Annotated in this window: 12 protein-coding genes; 7 read left to right on the top strand and 5 right to left on the bottom strand. The window is 71.9% G+C overall.

Going from position 1 to position 21,953, the window contains the following annotated elements; translation table 11 throughout:
• Positions 1-13: 13 nt before the first annotated feature.
• Together L1885_RS00245 and L1885_RS00240 are read right to left on the bottom strand one after the other, a co-directional pair.
• Positions 14-223, bottom strand: coding sequence for an MbtH family protein (locus L1885_RS00245; protein ID WP_235794837.1), 210 nt, complete (start codon positions 221-223; stop codon positions 14-16).
• Entirely contained in the window at positions 220-10,563 is a 10,344-nt protein-coding gene (locus L1885_RS00240) for a non-ribosomal peptide synthetase (RefSeq protein WP_235794836.1), read from the bottom strand. The genes L1885_RS00245 and L1885_RS00240 overlap by 4 nt, the downstream gene beginning before the upstream one ends.
• Positions 10,564-11,715: 1,152 nt before the next feature.
• Here L1885_RS00240 and L1885_RS00235 point away from each other — a divergent pair.
• The 4 genes from L1885_RS00235 to L1885_RS00220 all read left to right on the top strand — a co-directional run bounded on the left by L1885_RS00235 (position 11,716) and on the right by L1885_RS00220 (position 14,604).
• Positions 11,716-12,516 carry an alpha/beta fold hydrolase gene (locus tag L1885_RS00235; RefSeq protein WP_235794835.1) on the top strand — a complete coding sequence of 267 codons (801 nt, stop codon included), beginning with the start codon at positions 11,716-11,718 and terminating at the stop codon, positions 12,514-12,516.
• A 2-nt stretch (positions 12,517-12,518) separates the two neighbouring features.
• The gene (locus tag L1885_RS00230) at positions 12,519-13,793 is read left to right on the top strand and encodes a PP2C family protein-serine/threonine phosphatase (RefSeq protein WP_372481830.1); all 1,275 of its coding nucleotides are present in this window, start codon (positions 12,519-12,521) and stop codon (positions 13,791-13,793) included.
• Position 13,794: 1 nt separating this feature from the next.
• Positions 13,795-14,148, top strand: coding sequence for an STAS domain-containing protein (locus L1885_RS00225; protein ID WP_235794833.1), 354 nt, complete (start codon positions 13,795-13,797; stop codon positions 14,146-14,148).
• A gap of 282 nt (positions 14,149-14,430) precedes the next feature.
• The gene (locus L1885_RS00220; RefSeq protein ID WP_235794832.1) at positions 14,431-14,604 is read left to right on the top strand and encodes a hydrophobic protein; all 174 of its coding nucleotides are present in this window, start codon (positions 14,431-14,433) and stop codon (positions 14,602-14,604) included.
• 736 nt (positions 14,605-15,340) lie between these two features.
• Here L1885_RS00220 and L1885_RS00215 read toward each other — a convergent pair.
• From L1885_RS00215 to L1885_RS00205, 3 genes are read right to left on the bottom strand one after another with little or no spacing between them, the layout of a single operon-like run.
• Positions 15,341-16,108: an FAD:protein FMN transferase gene (locus L1885_RS00215; RefSeq protein WP_235794831.1), complete on the bottom strand. Its 768-nt coding sequence runs from the start codon at positions 16,106-16,108 to the stop codon at positions 15,341-15,343.
• Entirely contained in the window at positions 16,101-16,532 is a 432-nt protein-coding gene (locus L1885_RS00210) for an FMN-binding protein (RefSeq protein ID WP_235794830.1), read from the bottom strand. The genes L1885_RS00215 and L1885_RS00210 overlap by 8 nt, the downstream gene beginning before the upstream one ends.
• Before the next feature lie 12 nt (positions 16,533-16,544).
• Entirely contained in the window at positions 16,545-17,906 is a 1,362-nt protein-coding gene (locus L1885_RS00205; RefSeq protein ID WP_235794829.1) for a ferredoxin reductase family protein, read from the bottom strand.
• Positions 17,907-18,076: 170 nt separating this feature from the next.
• Here L1885_RS00205 and L1885_RS00200 point away from each other — a divergent pair, with 170 nt between their 5' ends.
• The 3 genes from L1885_RS00200 to L1885_RS00190 all read left to right on the top strand — a co-directional run bounded on the left by L1885_RS00200 (position 18,077) and on the right by L1885_RS00190 (position 21,741).
• On the top strand, positions 18,077-18,811 hold the full coding sequence (locus L1885_RS00200) for a response regulator transcription factor (protein ID WP_308117261.1): 735 nt from the start codon (positions 18,077-18,079) through the stop codon (positions 18,809-18,811).
• Complete coding sequence (locus L1885_RS00195; RefSeq protein ID WP_235794828.1) at positions 18,808-20,235, top strand: HAMP domain-containing sensor histidine kinase; 1,428 nt, start codon at positions 18,808-18,810, stop codon at positions 20,233-20,235. The genes L1885_RS00200 and L1885_RS00195 overlap by 4 nt, the downstream gene beginning before the upstream one ends.
• A 246-nt stretch (positions 20,236-20,481) precedes the next feature.
• Positions 20,482-21,741, top strand: coding sequence for an APC family permease (locus L1885_RS00190; RefSeq protein WP_235794827.1), 1,260 nt, complete (start codon positions 20,482-20,484; stop codon positions 21,739-21,741).
• Positions 21,742-21,953 lie beyond the last annotated feature (212 nt).

Raw genomic sequence — 21,953 nt, 5'->3', positions numbered from 1 at the left:
TGGCCCGGGAGGGTCAGCCGGCGGCTGCGGTACGGGCGCTGCGCGGGGTGATGTCGGTCCAGTGTTGTTCGACGTAGTCGAGGCACTTGGCCTGTTCGGCGGGTCCGAAGACGGCGGTCCATCCTGCGGGTATGTCGGCGAAGGAGGGCCACAGGGCGTGCTGGTCCTCGTCGTTGACGACGACGTGGTGCTGGGTGCGGGGATCGTCGAAGGGGTTGGTCATGACGGGTCTCCTTGCGTGGTGCGGTGCAGTGAGCGCAGTGCGGCGGCCACGGTGGGCCCGATCTGGGCGCGCGCGGCGGGCTGGAACATGCGGGCGTGGGCGAAGGGCACGTCGTGGTTCTCGATGTGTCCGGTGATGTACGGGTCCCACAGGCTGAGGGGGAACTGGTCGGCTGGCCGGCCCTCGGTGGCGGTGAAGAACAGGACGGGGCCGTGGAAGGGGCGCGGGGTGAAGGAGCGCATCAGCCTGGCCTGGGCGATGAACGAGTCGACCATGGCTTCGAGCGTTGCGGGTTCGAGGGAGCCCATGGGACTGCCGATGGCGCGGAAGTGGTCGCGGACGTGGGTGATGTCGAGTGGCTGCGGATCGGTGAGGAGGTCGCCTTCCAGGCCCAGGTTGGCGAGCAGCGCTCGGAACATGGTGTCCCGGTCGGCACGGTCGAGGTCGTCGCGTGGCGCGACGGGGAAGGCGTCCAGGATGGTGAGCAGAGCCACCCGTTCTCCGGCTTCCTGGAGCTGTACGGCCACCTCGTGGACGATGTTGCCGCCGAAGGACCAGCCCAGCAGGTGGTACGGCCCGTGGGGTTGCACGGAGCGCAGTTCGCTGACGTAGCGGGCGGCGAGTGCGCTCAAGGTGTCCGGGAGGGGTGAGGTGCCGTCGAGGTTGGGTACCTGGAGGCCGTAGACGGGCTGGTCGGCGTCGAGGTGGGGGAGGAGTCCCCCGTAGGTCCAGGCGAGACCGGTCGCCGGGTGGACGCAGAACAGTGGCGGCCGTTCGCCGGTGGTCCGCAGAGGCAGCAGCGTGGCGAGGGGGTCGTCGTCCGCGCCGTCGGCGAGCCGTGCGGCCAGCCGGGCGACGGTGGGTGCTTCGAAGATGCTGCGGATGCTGACGTCGACGCCGAGGACGGCCCGTACGCGGCCGATGAGGCGTGTCGCGAGCAGGGAGTGTCCGCCCAGGGCGAAGAAGTCGTCGTCGATGGTGACCTTTTCGATGCCGAGGGTCTCCGCGAAGAGGGTGCACAGCACGTCCTCGCGGGGGGTGCGGGGGCTGGTGCGGCCGGTGCCGGTGCGGACTGACGCGGTGGGTTCCGGAAGGGCGTGCCGGTCGAGCTTGCCGCTGGGCGTCAGGGGAATGTCGCCGACCACCGCCCACGCCGTGGGCAGCATGTATTCGGGCAGGGCGTCGGTGACGTGCTCCCTGGCGGCTTCGAGGATCGCTTCGGCTTCGGGTGGGAGGGTGTCGCCGGGCGGGTCGGCCGGGACGAGGTAGGCGGCAAGGCGGGGACCTGTGCCGGTGTCCTGCGGGACGACGACGGCCCGTGCGACGGCGGTGCAGGTCTCCAGGACGGCCGCGACTTCGTCGGGTTCGACGCGGAAGCCGCGGATCTTCACCTGGGTGTCGCCGCGGCCGGCGAACAGGAGGGCGCCGTCGGAGGCGCGGCGGGCCCGGTCGCCGGTGCGGTACATGCGTCCGCCGCCGGGCCGGAACGGGTCGGGCAGGAAGGAACGGGCAGTCTCGCCCGGCCGGTTGAGGTAGCCGAAGGCGAGGCTGTCGCCGGCCAGGTAGAGGTCGCCGGCGACCCCCGCGGGGACGGGCCGCAGCGCCGTGTCCAGCAGGTAGGCGCGGGTGCCGGTCACGGGCGGGCCCAGGACGGGGCGGTCGGCTGCGGCCAGGGGTGTCACCAGGGTGTCCACGGTGGCCTCGGTCGGTCCGTACAGGTTCCAGCTCACGGTCCCGGGCGCGGCCCGCAGTCTCGACCACAGCGTGGCCGGTACGGCCTCTCCGCCCAGGGCGAGGACGCTGGGCGTGTGCGCGCCGGGAGCGAGGAGGCCGGCGTCGAGGAGCTGGGCGACGTGGGTCGGGGTCGACTCCAGCACGTCGAGGCGTTCCGTGCGTACGGTCTGGACGAGGGCCTCGGGGTCGCGGCGTGTGAGGTCGTCGATGATGTGGAGGGTGTGTCCGGCGATCATCCACAGGACCGGGTCGAGGGAGGCGTCGAAGGACAGGGAGGCGGTCAGGGTCACGTTGAGCCGGTCTCGGCCCGCCGTCCGTGCTGCGGGGGCGTAGAGGTGGGTGCGGTGGTGCTCGAAAAGGCGGGCCAGTGAGGCGTGGCCGACGAGCACCCCCTTGGGCGTGCCGGTCGAGCCCGAGGTGTGGATGAGATAGGCCGGATCGATGGGCCTGGGCGGGCGAGCGCTGCTGACGGTGTCGGGGCCGGCCGGGAGCGCGTCCTCGTCGAGTACGAGGACGGGGCGGGAGCCGGGCAGCCGCGGCGTGGACGCCTCGTCGGCGATCACCAGCGCGGGCGAGGCATCGTCGAGGACGGCGGCGATCCGCGCGTCCGGAAGGCTGCGCTCAAGCGGTGCGTACACCGCGCCGGCCTTCAGCACACCGAGCAGTGCGGCCAGGGAGCCGGTGGAGCGCGGCAGCAGGACGGCGACGGTGTCGCCGCGGCGCACACCCGCGGTGGCGAGGAGCGCCGCGACCTTGCCGGAACGCTCGTCCAACTCGGCGAAGGAGAGCCGTCCGTCGGGAGCGGTGACGGCGATGTCACCGCTTCGGGAGGCGGCGACGGTGTCCGCGAAGTGGTCGAGGATCGTGCGGGCCGGTTCCTGGGAGGTGCCGCCGTCGCCCTGGGCGAGCAGTGCGGCCTCTTCGGTCGCGTCGGTCGTGCGGAGCTCGGAGATCGGGAGGTCGGGGTCCGCCACGGCCTGTCGCAGGAGGAGAGCGAGCAGGCCGGCGAGCCGCTGGGCGGTCTCGGCGTCGAAGAGGTCGCGGTCGAACTCCAGCGTCCCGTCCAAGCCGGCCCCGCCCCGGTCGGAACCGACCTGGGTGAAACCGAAGGAGAGGTCGAACTTGGCGCCGCCGGTCTCGACGGGGGCGAGTCGTGCGTGCAGGCCGGGCAGTTCGAGGCGGGGAGGGGGCGTGTTGTTGAGGCTCAGCATCACCTGGAAGAGCGGGTGGCGGCTGAGGGAGCGGGCCGGTTGCAGTTCTTCCACGAGCCGCTCGAAGGGGAGGTCCTGGTGCGCGTAGGCGGACAGGTCCGACTCCCGGACCCTGGCGAGCAGTTGCCTGAAGGAGGGATCGCCGGCCAGGTCGGTCCGCAGGGGGAGGGTGTTGACGAAGAACCCGACGAGCCCGTCGAGAGCCTCGTCGGTCCTCCCCGCTACGGGGGTACCGATCGTGATGTCGTCGTCCCCGCCGACCCGGTGCAGCAGTGCGGCGACGGCCGTGTGCAGGACCATGAACACGCTGGCCGAGCAGGCACGGGCCAGCGCCGTCAGGGGCTCCACGGTCGTGGCGGGTAGGTGGAGCGGCACGCTGCCGCCCCGACGCCCGGAGACGTGGGACCGCGGCCGGTCCGTGGGCAGGGCGGTCTCCTGCGGTGCACCGGCCATCTGGTCCTTCCAGTGGGTGAGCTGGCCGGACACGGCGGAGTCGGGTCGATCGGTGCTGCCGAGGAGGTCGCGCTGCCACAGCGTGTAGTCGGTGTACTGGACGGGCAGCCGCGGCCAGCTGGGGGACCGGCCTGCCACGCGGGCGCTGTACGCCCCGGCGAGGTCCTGGGCGAGCGGCCCCATGGACCAGCCGTCCGCCGCGATGTGGTGAACGGTCACCAGCAGGACGTGCCGGTCGTCGCCGAGTTCGAAGAGTTCGGCCCTCAACGGGATCTCGTGGACGAGGTCGAAAGCCCGGGTGGCGGACACGGCGAGCCCCGTCTCCAGGCTGTCCTCCCGGATCGGTGTCAGAGGGAGCGCCGGCCGTGCGTCCCCGGTGTCGAGGACGGCCTGGTACGGCGCGCCGTCGTGCTCCTTGATCACGGTGCGCAGGCTCTCGTGGCGGGCCACGAGATCCGAGAGCGCCGCGCGCAGAGCGGCGTGGTCGAGCTGCCCGTCGAGGTGGACGGCGATCGGAATGTGGTAGGCGGCGTTGCCCGGGTCGAGCCGGTGCAGGAACCACAGGCGGTGCTGCGCGGGGGAGAGCGGTGGGTGTTCGGGCCGCAGGGCCGGGCGCAGGGCCGGGCGGGCCGTGGCGGCCTCGTCGAGGCGGGCCGCGAGGGCGGCCGGCGTGCCGGCCTCGAAGAGGGCGCGGACGGGGAGCTCGACGCCGAACGCGGCCCGGATCCGGCCGACGAGCCGTGTGGCCATCAGCGAGTGCCCGCCCAGGTCGAAGAAGTCGTCGGCGCGGCCGACGTCCTGGTGTCCGAGGCTGTCGGCGAACAGAGCGCACAAGATCTCCTCCCGAGCCGATCGGGGTGCCTCCTTGGGCGCCGCGGCATCGTCGGGGGAGGCATCCGGCAGGGCATCGAAGTCGGTCTTGCCGTGCACGGTCAGGGGAAGTTCGGCTACCGGGATCACGGCGGAGGGGACCATGTAGCGCGGGAGGCGGTCGGCCGCGTACGCCCTGATGTCCGCGCTGGGGGTTTCCCGGCCGTCGCGCGGGACGATCCAGGCGATGAGACGACCGGTGCCGTCGGGACCGGGGCGTACGGTCGCGGCCGCGCGGGCGACGGCGGGGTGTGCGCCCAGTGCCGCGGTGACCTCGGCGGTCTCGATCCTGAATCCGCGGACCTTGACCTGGCCGTCGGAGCGGCCGGCGTAGACGAGGCGGCCCTGCGCCCGCCGTACGAGGTCGCCGGTGCGGTACATGCGGCTGCCGGGCGGCCCGTAGGGGTCCGGCAGGAAGCGCTCGGCGCTGGCGCCGGGACGACGGTCGTAGCCGCGGGCCAGTCCCGGGCCCGACAGGTAGAGCTCCCCTGTCGTGCCGGGGGCCGCCGGGCGCAGACGCGTGTCGAGCACGCGGGCGCGGATGCCGGCGACGGACTGGCCGAGGTGCGGCCGGGTGCCGGGCAGGAGGCGTCCCATCACGCTGTCGACGGTCGCCTCCGTCGGTCCGTACAGGTTCCACACGGCGACGCCCGGAAGGTCGCTGAGTTCGTTCCACAGGGTCTCGTCGACGGCCTCGCCCCCCAGCGCCACGACGCGCGGCCACGGCCGGCCCGGCGCGAACAGGCCTGCCGCCCTGAGCTGTTCGAGGAACGAAGGGGTGGTTTCCAGGACGTCGATGCCGTGCTCGTGCAGGTGCGCGGTGAGTGCCTCCGCGTCGATCCGGACGGCGTCGTCCAGGAGGTGCAGTTCGTGTCCGGCGACCATCCACAGCAGCGGGTCGAAGGACGCGTCGAAGGTGAGTGCGGCGCTCAGGGCGACCCGCAGGGGCAGCCCGTTGTTGGCGGCCTCCGCGGGCCCGAGCAGCCGTTCCTGGTGGCTGGCCAGGAGGTTGGCGAGCGCGCCGTGTTCGACGACGACGCCCTTGGGCCGGCCGGTGGAGCCGGACGTGTACAGCACGTAGGCCGCCTCGCCCGGGGCCGGGGGCTCCGGAAGGCGCCCGCCGCTGGATACGGACGGCCGACCTGCGTCGTCGAGGAACAGTGCGTCGACCGAGTCGGGCAGCGCGGGAGCCAGCTCGGGCGTGGTCAGCAGGAGCCGCGGTGCCGCGGTGTCGAGGATCATGCGGTTGCGGGCGGCCGGATGGCTCGGGTCGAGCGGCACGTATACGGCTCCGGCGCGCCACGTTCCGAGCAGGGCGGCAACGGCCCACGAGGTGCGGGGCAGGGCGACGGCGACCCGGTCGCCCCGGGCGACGCCGCGGTCGGCCAGGAGGCGAGCCACCTCTTCGGCACGTCCTTGGAGGTCCGTGAACGTGCTCTTCTCCGCCGCGGAGACCACGGCGGTGCGCTGCGGAGAGCTCGCTGCCTGTGCGGCGAAGGCGTCGAGGACGGTGCGCCCCGGGCTGAGTGCGGTGGGCCCGGCCGCCTCGTCGAGTGCGGCCGCCCGCTGCTCGGGCGTGAGGAACTCGACGTCTGTGAAGGGACGTTCCGGGTCGTCGAGGAGCGCGTCGAGCAGGAGCGTGAAGTGCTCGGCGAAGCGTTCCGCCGTGCTCCGGTCGTAGAGGTCCTGGCTGTACTCGAGTTCGCCGACGATGCCCCCCGGGTCGTTGCCGGCGTCGTGCTTCTCGGTGAAGTCCCAGGTGAGGTCGAATTTGGCGCCGCCGCGGCCCACGGACGGGTCGTGGACGACCGCCAGGCCGGGCAGGGCGGGCGTGGGGGCGGGCACGTTGTTCAGGGAGAGCATGACCTGGAACAGCGGGTGCCGGCCGGCCCGTCGGCCGGGCGCCAGTTCCTCCACCAGCCGGTCGAAGGGAAGGTCCTGGTGGGCGTATGCGGCGAGGTCGTGGTGGCGGACCCTGCGGACGAGGTCGCGGAACGCGGGGGCGCCGGAGGTGTCCGTGCGCAGGACGAGTGTGTTGACGAAGAAGCCGACTAGGCCGGTGAGCTGCTCGTCGGCGCGGCCGGCCACCGGTGTGCCAACCGGCACGTCCTCGCCGGTGCCGAGCCGGCTCATCAGGGCGGCGAGCGCCGCGTGGAGCACCATGAAGGGGGTGGCGTCCAGGGATCGCGCCAGGTCGGCCAGCGCGCGGTGTGTCGAGGCGCTGAGACGGACCGGGACGGTGCCGCCGCGACCCGAGGAGCGGGCGGGGCGCGGACGGTCGGCGGGCAGCGTGGCCTCGGCGGGCAGGTCGTGGAGGGTGGCCGTGAAGTGGGCCAGCTGCTGCCCGGCGAGGGATGAGGGATCGGCGCTGTCACCGAGGAACTCGCGCTGCCACAGGGTGTAGTCCGCGTACTGGAGGGGCAGGGGCCTCCAGTCGGGGGCGCGTCCGGACAGACGTGCCGCGTAGGCGGTGGACAGATCGCTCATCATCGGCGCCATCGACCAACCGTCGGCGGCGATGTGATGGAGCGTCAGGACGAGTGTGTGCTCGTCGGGACCGGTGGCGAACAGTTCAGCTCGCAGGGGCAGATCGCGATCCAGCGCGAAGGGGGACGCATCGGGCCTCACCCCCTGCTCGCCTCGAAGCCGGTGGTGGAGGACGACACCTACGGTGTCGGCCGGCAGTACCCGCTGGTGGGCGCCGTCCTCGTCCTCCACGATCAGGGTGCGCAGTGCCTCGTGGCGCCGCACGACGTCGTCCAGCGCGTGGGACAGGGCGGACGTGTCGATCTCGCCGGTGAGGCGGAGGGCGACGGGCAGGTGGTAGGCCGCGCCCCCGTCTCCCATGCGTTCGACCAGCCACAGCCGCTGCTGCGCGAAGGACAGCGGCACGCGCTCGGGCCGTGCCATCGCCTCGATCGCCGGGCGCGCGGGAGCGGCCGTGGCCAGCGCGGCCACCAGCGCGGCGGGCGTGCGGGCCTCGAAGAGGGCGGCCACCGGAACCTCTACGCCGAACACCGCACGGATCCGCCCGATCAGCCGGGTGGCCAGCAGGGAGTGCCCGCCGAGCAGAAAGAAGTCGTCGTCGCGCCCCGTGCCGGGCACGCCCAGGACGTCGGCGAACAGGGCACACATCCGCTCCTCCTCGGGTGTGCGCGCAGCGGCGCCCGAAGCGGTGAGCGGCGCCGCGGCGGGAAGGCGGCCGGTGTCGAGTTTTCCGTTGGACGTGAGCGGCAACGCGTCGACGACGGCATAGGCGGAGGGAACCATGTGCTCCGGCATCCGTGACGCCAGTGCGTCGCGCACGCCGACGAGATCGGGAACCTCGTGGCCGGGCCTCGCCACGAGCCAGGCCGTGAGGCGCTGGGGGCCGTCGTGCCCGGTGACCAGCGTGACGGCGGCCTCCGCGATCTCGGGCAGGGAGCCCAGCGCGGACTCGACCTCGCCGGTCTCGACGCGGTAGCCGCGCACCTTGACCTGCCGGTCGCTGCGGCCGAGGAACTCCAGCGCGCCGACGTCACTCCACCGGGCCAGGTCGCCGGTGCGGTACATGCGCGTGCCGGGCGGGCCGAACGGGTCGGGGAGGAAACGCTCGGCGGTGAGGTCGGAGCGGCCCGCGTAGCCGCGTGCCACCCCCTCGCCCGAGAGATACAGCTCGCCGGCCGTGCCGGGCGGCATCGGGTGCAGGGCGCTGTCCAGGACATAGGCGCGGGCGCCCGCGACCGGGCGGCCGATGACGGGCTGCGTTCCGCGCACGATCCGTGCGGTGACGGTGTCGACGGTGGTCTCCGTCGGGCCGTAGAAGTTGAAGACCAGGAGGTTGCTGTGGGCCGCGAGCTCCTCCCACAAGGCGCTGTCGACGGGTTCGCCGCCGAGGGCGATCACGCGGGGACGGTGTGCCGCGGACGTCAGAAGTCCGGCCCGCATCAGCTGGCGCACATACGTGGGCGTGCTCTCGACCACGTCGATCCGCTGCGCCACCAGGTGCCGCACCAGGGCCTCGGGGTCCCTGCGGGTCGTGTCCGAGACGATGTGCAGCTCGTGCCCCGCGATCATCCACAGCACCGGGTCCCACGACGCGTCGAACGAGGTGGCAGCTGTCAGGGCCACCCGCGCCCGCCGTCCGAGCATGTCCTGCGCGGGCGCGTGGAACTCGCGGCGGTGGTGTGTCAGGAGGTTGGCCAGCGAACGGTGCTCCACGACCACTGCCTTCGGGCGGCCGGTGGACCCCGACGTGTAGATGACGTAGGCGGCGTCGTGCGGGCCCGGTGGCCGGACGGGCGCCGCCGCCCGGTCCGCCGACTGCCCGTGGGCGTCGGGCGCCACGAGGGTGACCGTGCCCTGTGGATCCACCCTCCGGCGCGTGTCCGGCGTGGCGATCAGTGCGACCGGCCGGGCGTCCTCGAGCATCCAGGCGAGTCGATCCGCCGGGTACGAGGAGTCCAGGGGCAGGTAGGCGGCCCCGGTGCGCAGCACGGCGAGCATCGCGACGACCAGGTCGACCGAGCGCGGAAGGGCGACACCCACTCGGGTACCCGCACGCGCCCCGTGCCGGGACAGTTCCGAAGCCAGGGCGTCGGCGCGCGCATCGAGTTCCGCGAAGCCCAGCCGGCTGTCCTCGGCGACGACGGCGGTCTCCTCGGGAGCAGCGGCGACACGGCGGGCGAACTCCTCCAGCAGTGTCGTCGGCGTCCCGGCCACCGGCGCCGGCCCGGGGCTCAGTGAGAGCACGTGTGCTCGTTCCTGGCTGCGGAGAAGGCTGAGCGACCCGATCACGCGCCGCGGATCCCCGGCGAATTCCTTCACCAGGTCGGCGAACCGGTTCCGGTGGGCATCCAGTTCGCCCGCATCGTGCAGGCGGGGGTTGCCCAGCAGTTCGATGCCGAGCTCACCGTCCGCGAAGGAGGCATGGACCGCGAGGGCGAGATCCTCCACGGGCCCGATGGAGAGATTGTGGAGTGTGGCCAGTGCGGCGCCGAAGCGCAAGGCGTCGTCGAAGGCGAGGACGTTGACCGACGGCCCGACCAGACGTCGTGGGCTGCCGGTAAGACGGTGGTCCCGGCGCATCTGCTCGGCGGGGTAGCGCTGGTGGCGCAGCACGAGCTTGGCCTGTGCGGAGGCGCGCCGCGTCACCTCGGCGACGGTGTCCGACGGCGACACGGAGAAGCGCAGCGGCACGATGTTCGACAGCATCCCGGGGGTGGTGCGCGCCGTCTTCGTGCGCCGTCCCGTCACCGGCAGGCCGAGCACGACCTCCCCGAGCCCCCGGGCGCGGTGGAGGTAGACGCCCATGGCGGCCATGAAGAGGGTGGGCCAGGCGACACGCATCTCTTTGGCCGCCGCTCTGAGGGCTTCGACCGGCAGGTGGGAGGCGCCGCGGCCGCTGACGATCGTGCCGTGTCCCAGCGGGGCGGTGGCGTCGGCCAGACCGGTGGCGGGCGGCGCGTCCGCGAGGTGATCGGCCCAGAAGCGGGCGTCGCCTGCCCGCTCGGTCTCCTCGTAGGCCCGCTCTTCGCGCAGCAGCGGGCTGAGAGGTGCCGGTACGAAGGGCGCCGGGGCGCCTGACGAGCATGCCAGGAGGCTGTAGATCTCGGCGATCCGCGCGAGCGCGAGCGCGGCGCCGTAACCGTCGAGCGCCAGGTGGTGCACCTGCTGGTGAAACAGGTGCCGTTCCCGGGACAGGCGATAGAGCGTCAGCCGCACGAGCGGCCCGCGCGTCACGTCGGCGGCCTGCGTGAGGTCGCGCTGCATCCGGCGAGCCGCCTCGTCCGCAGGCTGCTCGTGCCTTCGAAGGTCGACGAGGGCGATCCGGAGCCGGCCCGGCGGGTGCACCCGCTGGAAGGGGACCCCTTCGCGCTCTTCGAACGTGACACGCAGCGCCTCCATCTCCCGCTCGGCGTGCCGCACCGCGCGTTCCAGGCAGGAGAAGTCGAGATCGCCGCGGATGTCGGCGTACTCGGCGATGTTGTACGACGGGTTGCCCGGATCGATCCTCTGCGCGAACCACAAGCCCGACTGGGCGGCCGTGAGCGGGAGGATCTGCACCTTGTTCGTCACATGCGCGTCGGACACGCGGCAATCACCTTTGCGTAAGAGCGGGAGAGATCAGGCGAGGAAGGGAGAACCCGCGATCGAGAAGGCTCGCGGGAGTCGCCTCCACGTCACGGGATTTGCGAAGGAACACGGGTTCCTCCGCGGGCGTGGCATCGCATGTGCCTCTCCTTCGAGCGCGGCCGTGCAGCGGGTTCGGTCCCACCGCCGCTGTTAGCCCCTGTGGGCGCCATCGGTGGACCATTCGGAGGCCCCGTGACCGAGGATTGGACTTTGTGCCGCACACCACACGACGTCACCACATGTTCACAAACGCACAGTTCGCCAGGGTGAGGTGCGTCACGTCTGTCTGCGGCCACCAATCCCCGAGGGCCCGGGTGCCGAACGAAGCTGAGTGACACATTCGATTCGACGTACCGGAGGATCCGTGACCATCTCCCGTTCCGCGTTGCGTTGGGGCACTGCGGCCACGGCCGCCGGCCTCCTGCTGATGTCCACGACTGTCACGGCCGAGGCCGCATCGGCGAGTGGCTCCGCGCTGCCGAGCCACCACGTCGTGCGGCACTCGGGGACCACAGGACAGGAAAGGACGTCGGCGTTTGGGCGACCGGCCATGCCGACGTCCTACGAGGGGATACAGGGCTTCAATCTCTGCCTGCTTGCCCAGTGTTCACTGGGAGGCGGGCACAGCGGCGGTGTCAGCAACACGCAGGGCGGAAACCTGTGCCTCCTGGCTGTGTGCTCCCTCGGTTCGAACTAGGCGACCCGCCTGGTCGCGTCGGGCGGCGACTGAGCCCGTCAGCTCCCGCAGCGGGGCACGCGTTGTCGACGCGGTTCCCGGGACCGTGGCATCGCCGGACGTGCCGCGGCAGCCGCACGCGACCCTCCTGATCAGGTGTCCCACGTGCAGGGAGCCGATGACCTCGCCGATGGCGACCTCGCGGGCGGGCCGCCCCGGCCGGGTCATGTCCCGGTCCGGCGATCCTGTGCTCGACCAACTGGGCCCGCCGGCGGCCCACCGCATGCGCTGCCGACCCCGACTCCACGACCACACCTTCGTTGGAAGCGCCGGTTGAACAGGCCGGGACGATCCGACACCGCGAGGCCCAAGCGCTCCGATCGAGGAGCCGGGGTGGCTGCTGCCGTTCGGGGCGGGGTGGGAAACTGGCGGGTATGGATATCCGCCGCAGGAACAATGTCACTGTCGTCGGCCGCGAGGACGGACCGGTGCTCCTGCTGGCTCACGGGTTCGGCTGCGATCAGAACATGTGGCGCCTGGTGCTTCCGTTGCTGACCGACGCCTACCGGGTGGTGCTCTTCGACTATGTGGGTTCGGGTCGGGCGGACTCGGCGGCCTGGGACGAGCGGCGTTACGGCTCGCTGGAGGGCTACGCACGGGATGTGCTGGACGTCGTCGAGGAGCTGGACCTGCGGGATGTGGTGTTCGTGGGACATTCGGTCAGTGCGATGGTGGGGGTACTCGCGGCGGCCGGAGCCCCGCACCGCATCGCACGACTGGTGATGATCGCCCCCTCACCCCGTTACGTCGACGAGGACGGGTATCGGGGCGGTTTCAGCGCAGAGGACATCGAGGAGTTGCTGGAGTCGTTGGAGTCGAATTATCTGGGCTGGTCGGCGACGATGGCCCCCGTCATCATGGGCAACGCGGAGCGCCCGGAGCTCGGGCAGGAGCTGACGGCCTCGTTCTGCGCGACCGACCCGGACATGGCCCGTGTCTTCGCCCGCACGACCTTTCTGTCGGACAGCCGCAACGATCTGAGAACGGTCACCGTGCCGACGTTGATCCTGGAGTGCCGGCAGGACCTGATCGCGCCCCGGGAGGTGGGCGCATACGTCCGCGACGCGATTCCTGGTAGTCGGCTGATCACGTTGGAGGCGACGGGGCACTGCCCGCAGCTGAGCGCTCCGCAGGCGACGGCGGCGGCGATCGCCGAGTTCATGGGGGCAGTCTGATGATGTGCCGCACCGACCAGGTGCCCGAGCCGGGCGAGGGACAGGACGTGGATGCCACGGACGCGGTGTTCACATCGCTGCTGGAGGACAGTGCCGAGGAGCTGTACGAGGAGGCTCCGTGCGGCTACGTGTCGACGCTGATGGACGGCACGATCGCGAAGATCAACGCCACGTTGCTGGCCTGGCTGGGTCTGGAGCGCTCCGAGGTGGTCGGGCGGAAGCGCTTCGCTGATCTGCTCACCGTGGGTGGCAGGCTCTACCACGAGACGCACTTCGCGCCCATGCTGCAGATGCAGGGCGCGGTCAGCGGCATCGCCATGGACATCAAGACCGCCGCGGGCCGGATGCCGGTGCTGGTCACCTCGAAGGTGAAGACCACCGAGGAGGGCGAGCCGCTGCTGATCCGCACCACCGTCTTCGACGCCCGGGACCGCCGCGCCTACGAGAGCGAGCTGTTGCGGCGCCGCACGGTGGCCGAGGAGGCACGCCGGCAGGCCGAGGCGGACCGAGCCCGGCTCCAGGAGGCTCTCGCGGTGCTGCAGCAGAACCTGCTGCCCGCGGAGCTGCCCACGATTCCCGGACTGGAGGCGGGTTCCTACTACCACACGGCGTCCCCGGATCTGCTGGGCGGAGACTTCTACGACCTGTTCCCCCTGGAAACCGGCAGATGGGCGTTCTTCCTCGGAGACGTGTGCGGCAAGGGGCCCCAGGCCGCCGCGGTGACCTCACTGACCCGCTACACGCTGCGCGCCGCCGCCCTGCACAATCCCGATCCCGTCACGGTCCTGACCACCTTGAACACGGTGTTGCACGAGCGCTACACCAGCGGCGATCCCCGCTACTGCACCGCCATATACGGCGTCCTCGACCTCACCGGCGAGCACGTCGGCGTGCACCTGGCCTCCGGCGGCCACCCTCCGGCTCTGATCCAGCGCACAGACGGCAGCGCGGACTACCTGCCCACCCCGGGCGGCATGCTCATCGGAGTCCTGCCCCAGGCCCACTTCAGCGCGACCCGCACCGACCTGCTGCCCGGCGAGACCCTGCTGCTGTACACGGACGGCCTGACCGAGGCCCGCACCGGGCCCCAGCGCGAGCGGTACGGCGACGACGCCCTGCGCGAGTTCACCGCCGCCCGGCCCGGGCACGGCCCGCAGGCCCTGATCGCTGCCCTGACCGGCCTGTTGGCCTCCTTCGGCACCGGACTCGACGACGACACCGCGCTGCTCGCCCTCGGCGTACCCGCCCCGCTTCCCACCACCGTGAGTGAAAGCTGACATGAGCCCACTGACGATCACCACCCGAGACGCCGCCCCCGGTCCCGTACTGGAGATCACCGGCGACCTCGACTACATGACGGCGCCCGAACTGCGCACCGCGGTGGCCGGCCTCTCCCTGACCGCGGGCCACCTGCTGGTCCTGGACCTGGCCGCTTTGGAGTTCTGCGACTCCAGCGGGATCAGCGCGCTGCTCGCGGCGCGCAACGTGGTCATGGAGCATGATTGCGGCCTCGCCTTGGCCGCCGTCCCCGCCAACACGGCCCGCATCCTGTCCATCGTCGGTCTGGACCAGGTCTTCACCCTGCACGCGGACGTCTCGGCGGCCACCGCCCGCACCTCCGCCAGGCACTGAGCCGGTCTCGACCGCACGGCACGGCCCGTCCCGGCGCCTGGCCAAGGCCGGCGCGCGGTGTCAACGGTCGCACACCACGGCGGTCGGTGGACGTTCGTAGGGGCTGGCAACTGCGCGGCCCATCGGCTACCAGGTCTCCCCGCCGAAGGGCGCCGAGCCGGCACCACAACCCGGCACCTGAGCCCCGTTCGCCGGGCCCCTCCAAGCGGCACATAAGAGAGTTCGATATTCGGCACATGCCATGACCTCTCGAGGGCATACGGCTCCTCGGAGGTAATAACCATGGTTCCCATTCTGCTCGTTCTGCTTCTCGCACTGATTCTCGCCGGTGCGGGTTTCGCGCTTCACCTGCTGTGGTGGATCGCAATAATCGTTTTGATCGTGTGGGCGCTGGGCTTCCTGATCCGCCCGGCGGCACACGGCGGAGGCAAGCGGGGGCGCTGGTACCGCTGGTAGAAGCACCCGCACACTTGGTGAGGGCGGCCCCGCATGTCGGCGCCGCCCTCACCAGTTGTGCGGGTCCCTTCACTCCACGCGTGGGAAAGGTCCTGTCGGGTAGGTGATGAATCGGCCGGGACGGCCCTCGTATCAGCGATAGGGAACCGCTCCTCCAATGCGAGGACCATCCCGCGCACCAATCGGGTCCTGCCGAAGGTCGTAGACCTTCGGCAGGACCCGGTCGCGCATTCGCTGCTTCGGAACGCGGACCGCGAGCGGCCGAAAGCCCAGCCGTACACGTCGGCCGGCCGCCCCGCCACAGCCGCACGTCGAGCGGCGCCCGGCAGCGGAGGGAGCCCGGACGCCCCATCGGCAGGCTGCGGACGACCGGACGCACCAGGTGCTGGACGACTGGATGAACTGCGGGGGGAGCAACCGAACGCCTCGGTCGAGCGGGGAGAGCGTCCGTTGAGGGGCCCGCGAGACCCTGGTGGAAGCGTCCTGCGACGCGGATCCGGTTGTGCCGGTGCCCGGTATCGGGGTCGTGGAGAGGGGCACGGAGTCGGCCGGCCCGGCCGCGTCGGCCATGTGGACGTCCAGGATGCCTCCTGCCCGGCGGTGCCTGAAGGCAGCTGCGAGCGGGCGCGGCATCCGTCACCGTAGCGGTCGGCACCCGCCCAGGCGTGCGAGACCAGTGACTGCTCCTCCAGAGGTGGGGGACGGCGGGTCGGCCGGCCGGGATCACCGGGTCGGTTCAGGATTCATGGCGGTGGAATCCGCGGGTGCGCCATTCGGTGCCGTCGGGCAGGACGGCGAGTGCCTCGTAGCCGTCCTGTTCTTCGACCCATTCGCGGGCGGCCGGGCCCATGGCGAACGCGGCGGTGGCGTAGGCGTCGGTCAGGGTGAGCCCCGGGCCGACGAGGGTCAGAGAGGCGAAGCCGCTGACAGGGCTGCCGTCGTGGGGGTTGAAGATGTGCACACCGCGCTCCGCCGTACCCGACGTGGCGACGGCCAGATTCCGGTCGATGGTGATCACGGTGGCGAGGGCGCCGGGCCGCAGCGGGTGGGCGACGCCGACACGCCAAGGTGTGCCGGGCGCCCTGCGGCCCGTGATCTGCAGGTCTCCACCGCCGTTGACGTAGGTGTGGCGGGCGCCCGCCTCCTGAAGTATGCGGGAGGCCCGCTCCGTGGCCCAGCCCTTGACGAGACCCGACGGGTCGAGGGTGCCGGCCGGAACGATGCTGAACCAGCCGTCCGTGGCCCTGGCGGCGTGGGCACAGTGTTCGAGCACTTCAAGGACGTCCCGGGGGCAGTCGTGCATCCCGATCTCTCCGCGGTCCAGCCGACTGATGCAACTGTCCGCGCGGTAGGTCGAGAAGATTCCGTCGGCCCGGTGGAGTTCGTCGACGGCCCGGGCGAGGGCGCAGCGGAGGTCGGGTGTCGGCGCGTCGCGGATGTCGAAGGAGAAGACGGTCCCCATGACGTCCTCCACGTGCCGCAGCCCGTGCGTGTGCTCAGGCATGGGCCTGGTCCAGAGCGCTCTGGAGGGACTGGACGTAGCCCTGGCTCGTGTAGCTGGCGCCGGACACGGCGTCGATGTGGGCGCTCTGCGCGCCCATCGCCTCCCGGGTCAACCGCGGCAGGGCGTAGGCGGCGATCTGCTGGTCTCGACCGCTGCGGTCGGGTGCCCGCAGGACTGTGATCGACGTGATCCTCCCGTGGGTCAACCGCGCCTGGATCTGGACGGGTCCGTACTGGGTGTCGACGGACGATCCGGTGAAGGTGCCCGACCCCCCGGGGCGGGGCGTCGCCCCGCCCCGGGGGGTCGGCGCGGACGACTGAGGGGAAGCGGGCGCGGACAGGACCGCGGGCTGGTGGGGCTTGACGGCCAGCAGTCCCACCACGACGGTACTGATTCCCGTGGTGACGACGAGGGCTCGGCGCATGGTGGTCGCTCCTCAGAACGCGAAGGACTCGTGGTGGATGCGCCGCAGGGGTACACCCGCGTCGCGCAGGGCCTGGATCGCGGCGTGCGCCATGCCGGGAGGTCCGCACAGATAGACCTCGTGTGCGGCCAGGTCCGGGACCAGGGCGCTCAGGCCGGGGCCGGTGAGTGGGCTGTGGTGCCCGGGCGGTTCGTCGACGGTGTAGTGCACTGCTGCCCGCCGCCGGGCGGCTATCGCGTCGAGCTCCCGGCGCAGGGCCAGGTCGTCGAGGCGGCGCGCGCGGTAGACGAGTGTGACCTGTCCCGGCAGGGTCTCGAAGAGTGAGCGCAGGGGAGTGATCCCGACGCCGCCTGCCAGCAGCAGCACCTTGTCGAAATGGCGGCGATCGGCGGTGAAGCTGCCGTAGGGCCCCTCGGCCCAGACCCGGGTTCCCGGGGCCAGGTGCCTCACGGCGGCGCTGTGGCCTCCGGCGGTCTTCACGGTGATGCGCAGCCGCCCAGGCTGTGGCGGAGCCGACAGGGAGTAGGGGTTGGCCGTCCACCACAGGCCGGGGGCCAGGAAGCGCCAGCGCAGGAACTGTCCCGCCTGGCCACCGAGCTCCTCCAGGTGCTGCCCCGTCAGGTGGACCGACACCACGCCCGGGGCCTCGGGTGTCACGGCGGCCACGCGCAGCCGGTGCCGCAGCCCCCTGCGCAGGGGTACGGCGAAGCGGTACCACCCCAGGAGCGCCGCGACGCCGACGAACAGGGCGTACCAGGCGGCCTGTGCGGGCCGGTTGCCCACGAAGTCCGCCCCGTTGGACAGCTGGTGCCCGAAGGTGAGAAAGACCGCGAGGTACGTGGCGAAGTGCAGGTAGTGCCAGGTCTCGTAGCTCATCCTGCGCCGGGCCGCACGAGCCGAGAGAACAGCGGTGACGAGGAACAGCAGGAACCCCGCGGTGCCTTTGAGGAGGTCGGGGTAGTGCAGGACGAGCGTGGCAGCCTGGCTCGTCACCCGCGCGTTTGAACTCAGGGAGTAGCCCCAGATGATCAGCAGAGTGTGGGCGAGAGCCAGGCTGACGGTGCAGCGCCCGCCGAGCGCGTGCCAGCGGGCGAGCCGGTCCGTGCCGATCGTGTGGTCGAGCAGCGGCACGCGGGCCATGAGCGCGAGCAGGACGGCACACGCGTATCCGGCGAGCAGCCCGGTGATGCGCCCGGCGCCGGTCAGCCACCCGGCCGCGCCGATCACCGACGTCGTGTCGCTCCACCACAGGGCGAGGACCCCCGCGGCACCGGCCCAGACGACGACCTGCGCCAGGAGCGGTACCGGGCTGCGCCGTGACCGCCGGTGACGCACCCCGCGGGAGTCGTACGTCGTGCTGGATGTGGTCGCCATGGCGCTCCTCCGGATGAGACACGCTCGGTGCTGGGTGGACAGCGTCACAGCGGAACCTCTGTGTACCTTCTGAAACAGCGCCGAGGAACAGCGCCGGCGCCTACTCAGAGGAAACTCAGAGGTTCACCCGGCCCGGCTTCCGACATGTGCCCTGAGATGCTGAGGGAACCATGGACGAACCGCGCGCCACCCCGCTCCTGCACCGCCCCGACGGACTCCCGGTGCGGGTACTCGTCGTCGACGACGAGCCCGACGTCACCGATGTGCTCGCCCGTGCGATGACCGGCGAGGGCTGGCAGGTCCGCACCGCGGGCGACGGAGCCGCGGCTCTCACGCAGGCCCGCGATTTCCGTCCCGACGCGGTGGTGCTGGACTGGATGCTCCCCGACCTGGACGGCCTGCACATCCTGCGGGTGCTGCGCCGGGAGGCGCCCAGCGTCTGCGTGCTGTTCCTCACGGCGCGCGACGCGGTCGAGGACCGCATCGCCGGGATCACGGCGGGCGGCGACGACTACGTGACCAAGCCCTACAGCCTGGAAGAGGTGCTCGCCCGACTGCGGGGGCTGCTGCGACGCGCGGGGATGGCGGCGGAGCCCAACGGTGACCGGCTCGTCGTGGGCGACCTGGTGATGGATGAGGAAGCCCGGGAGGTCCGGCGCGACGAAACGCCCGTCGAGTTGTCGCGCACCGAATTCGAGCTCCTGCGCTTCCTCATGCGCAATCCGCGCCGCGTACTGTCCAAGGAGCAGATCCTGGACCGGGTGTGGGCCTACGACTTCGGAGGGCGGGCCCACGTGGTCGAGCTCTACATCAGCTACCTGCGTAAGAAGATCGACGCGGGCCGCACCCCGATGATCCACACCGTGCGTGGCGTCGGCTACGTCCTGCGGCCGGGACCGGCATGAGGGGGCTGCCGGTGCGCAGCCTGCGCGGCCAGCTCACCGCCGGGCTCGTCACCCTGCTCGCCCTGGCCTGCCTGGCGGTCGGTGTCACCACGGTCTTCGCGCTCCGGGGATTTCTGCTGGGCCGTCTGGACGACCAGTTGTCCGCGTCCGGCGGCCGGTTCGCCGCCAGCTTGGAACACGACAACGACCACGACGCCGACAACCGCCCCGACACGCGCGGTCAGGCCGATGCCACCTTCGGAGCCCGTCTTCTCGACGGCACGGTGCCCCGGGCCGGCGTGGTCGACGACGCCACCGACCGGCCGCTCGATCTCACGGGTTCGGACCGGCGTGCGCTCGCGGGCGTTCCCACCGACGGCAGCGGTCACACCATCCACATCACCGGGCTCGGGGAGTATCGCGTCGCGGCCGTCACCGGGGACGACGGCGACATCCTGGTGACGGGCCTGCCCCTGCACCCGGTGGAGGAGACGCTCCACCATCTGGAGGGACTGGAGGCAGTCCTCTTCGGCGCCGCACTGGTGGTCACGGGTGTCGCCGGCGCGGTGTGGGTACGTATCTCACTGCACCCGCTGCAGCGGGTCACCGCCCGTGCGGCCGAAGTAGCCGGGATGCCTCTTGCCAGTGGAGAGGTCGCCATGCCCGAGCCACTGCCCGACACGGACCCGCGCACCGAGGTCGGGCAGGTCGGGACGGCCCTCAACCACATGCTGGCCCGCGTCGAGGACGCGCTCTCGCACCGGCAGGCGAGCGAGGAGAGGCTACGGCACTTCGCCGCCGACGCCAGCCACGAACTGCGCACACCAGTCGCCAACATCCGCGGTCACGCCGAGCTCGCCCTGCGGCAGCCCGGGCCGGTCCCAGGCGCCGTCCGCCACGCCCTGGAACGCATCGACGCCGAATCGCGGCGCATGACCCGCCTCGTCGACGACCTGCTGCTCCTGGCCCGGCTGGACGCCGGCCGTCCGCTGGAGCACGAGCAGGTGGACCTGACTCGCCTGATCCTCGACGCGACGCAGGACGCGCGCGCCGCCGGGCCGGCGCACCACTGGCTCCTCGATCTGCCCGAGCAGCCCGTCGCCGTCACGGGCGACTCCCACCGGCTGCAACAGGCCATCGGCAACCTCCTCGCCAACGCCCGCGTCCACACACCACCGGGCACCGAGGTGACCGTCGGACTCTCCACCGGGCAGGACCAAGTGATCCTCACGGTGAGCGACAGCGGTCCCGGTATCCCCGAGGAACTGCAGGATGAGGTCTTCGGGCGGTTCGTGCGGGCCGATCACGCGCGTTCCCGAACCACGGGCAGCACGGGCCTGGGGCTGGCCATCGTCCATGCCGTCGTCACGGCCCACGGAGGGACGGCGGAGGTGACGAGCCGCCCCGGGCGCACCACCTTCCGCCTCACATTTCCCCGCTCGTGATCCCGGGTGCTCGGCGCCGGCCCGCGGCGACGTGTCACCGCGACTCCACCCGCCGACGCCGTTGATCGCGATACGCCCGCCGCGTCCGGCCGTGGCGAGAACGTGGACCGGGACGGGAACGGGCCCGGCGTGGTGGCGCCGGCCGCCGCCCTGGATCTCTCGCAGGCCCCGCCGTGTTCACCTGGCCGACCAAGGGCTCGGTTATGGTGCGCGGACTTCGTACCTCATCGTGGGGGAGGCCGGGACATGAACACGCGGAGGGCGTCTGCCGGGGCGGGAGAACTCCGGCGGAGCCTGGGCATGTTCGATGCCGTGGTGATCGGGCTCGGGTCGATGATCGGCGCCGGTGTCTTCGCCGTGCTGGCACCGGCCGCCTCCGCCGCCGGCTCCTGGCTGCTGCCCGGTCTCGCGCTGGCTGCGGCGGTCGCCTACTGCAACGCCACGTCCTCCGCGCGTCTCGCAGCTCGTTACCCGCAGTCCGGAGGGACCTACGTCTACGGGCGCGAACGCCTTGGAGAGTTCTGGGGCTTTCTGGCCGGCTGGGGATTCGTGGTCGGCAAGACCGCCTCCTGTGCGGCGATGGCGCTGACGGTCGGCTCCTACGTCTGGCCCACCCAGGCGCACGGCGTCGCTGTCGCTGCCGTGGTGGCAATGACGGCGGTGAATTGCGCCGGAGTTCAGAAGGCCGCCTGGCTGACCCGGCTGATCGTCGCCGTGGCCCTGGCGGTGCTCGCCGCCGTGATCACCGCATGCTCCACCGGCTCGGCCGCCGTCACCGGTCACTGGGGCCCCGGCGCTGGAGGACACGGCGTACTGCGGGCCGCAGGGCTGTTGTTCTTCGCTTTCGCCGGGTACGCGCGCATCGCGACCCTCGGCGAGGAGGTCCGTGACCCGGCCCACGTGATCCCGCGCGCCATCTCGACGGCACTGGGCATCACCCTGGTCGTCTACGTCATGGTCGCGCTCGCCGTCCTGGCGGTGCTGAGCCCCGACCAGCTCGCCCGCACCTCCGCTCCTCTGGCCGACGCGGTCCGTGCCGCCGGCGCGCCGGGGCTGGCCCCGGCGGTGCGCACGGGAGCCGCGGTCGCCGCCGTCGGATCGCTGCTGGCGCTGATCCTCGGCGTCTCGCGCACCACTCTCGCCATGGCCCGCGACCACCACCTGCCCAAGGCCCTGGCCGTGGTGCACCCGCGCTCCCAGGTTCCCCAACGCGCCGAACTCGCCGTCGGGACTGTCGTTGCCGTCCTCGCGGCCACCGTGGACGTGCGGGGGGCGATCGGCTTCTCCTCCTTCGGCGTCCTGGCCTACTACGCCGTCGCCAACGCCTCTGCCTGGACCCTCACCCCGGTGGAGGGCCGCCCGCCCCGGATCGTGCCCGTCCTCGGCGGCTCCGGCTGCCTCGTCCTTGCCTTCGCCCTGCCCGGCACTTCGGTGCTGTGGGGCGCGGCCGTACTCGCGTTCGGTGCTGCCGCCTACGGCATCCACCGGATGCTCGCCCACACCTGAGTGTCGGGGGCAGGAGCCACCGGCCGCGACTCCACCCCGTCGGCACGACCCACCACGTGGAGTGCGTCGCGGTCCTCGACCCGGTCGTAAAAGGGTTGCTGACCTGTGGTTTTGCCGGGCCTGCGGGATGGCCCTCTTGAGCAGTCCGCGGGTCGGGGACGACGGCCGGCCGCAGCAGGACGACAGACGCCTTCGTCGTAGGCGATGCCCGG

The sequence above is a fragment of the Streptomyces fuscigenes genome (assembly GCF_021556455.1).
GTDB classification, from domain to species: Bacteria; Actinomycetota; Actinomycetes; order Streptomycetales; family Streptomycetaceae; genus Streptomyces; species Streptomyces fuscigenes.
This window is presented reverse-complemented; position numbering and strand designations above follow the sequence as displayed.

Bases quoted from the DNA above. Each gene is read 5' to 3' on its own strand.
- L1885_RS00245 (WP_235794837.1), bottom strand. From the start codon at position 223: ATGACCAACCCCTTCGACGATCCCCGCACCCAGCACCACGTCGTCGTC.
- L1885_RS00235 (WP_235794835.1), top strand. From the start codon at position 11,716: ATGGATATCCGCCGCAGGAACAATGTCACTGTCGTCGGCCGCGAGGAC.
- L1885_RS00230 (WP_372481830.1), top strand. From the start codon at position 12,519: ATGTGCCGCACCGACCAGGTGCCCGAGCCGGGCGAGGGACAGGACGTG.
- L1885_RS00225 (WP_235794833.1), top strand. From the start codon at position 13,795: ATGAGCCCACTGACGATCACCACCCGAGACGCCGCCCCCGGTCCCGTA.
- L1885_RS00220 (WP_235794832.1), top strand. From the start codon at position 14,431: ATGGTTCCCATTCTGCTCGTTCTGCTTCTCGCACTGATTCTCGCCGGT.
- L1885_RS00215 (WP_235794831.1), bottom strand. From the start codon at position 16,108: ATGCCTGAGCACACGCACGGGCTGCGGCACGTGGAGGACGTCATGGGG.
- L1885_RS00210 (WP_235794830.1), bottom strand. From the start codon at position 16,532: ATGCGCCGAGCCCTCGTCGTCACCACGGGAATCAGTACCGTCGTGGTG.
- L1885_RS00205 (WP_235794829.1), bottom strand. From the start codon at position 17,906: ATGGCGACCACATCCAGCACGACGTACGACTCCCGCGGGGTGCGTCAC.
- L1885_RS00200 (WP_308117261.1), top strand. From the start codon at position 18,077: ATGGACGAACCGCGCGCCACCCCGCTCCTGCACCGCCCCGACGGACTC.
- L1885_RS00195 (WP_235794828.1), top strand. From the start codon at position 18,808: ATGAGGGGGCTGCCGGTGCGCAGCCTGCGCGGCCAGCTCACCGCCGGG.
- L1885_RS00190 (WP_235794827.1), top strand. From the start codon at position 20,482: ATGAACACGCGGAGGGCGTCTGCCGGGGCGGGAGAACTCCGGCGGAGC.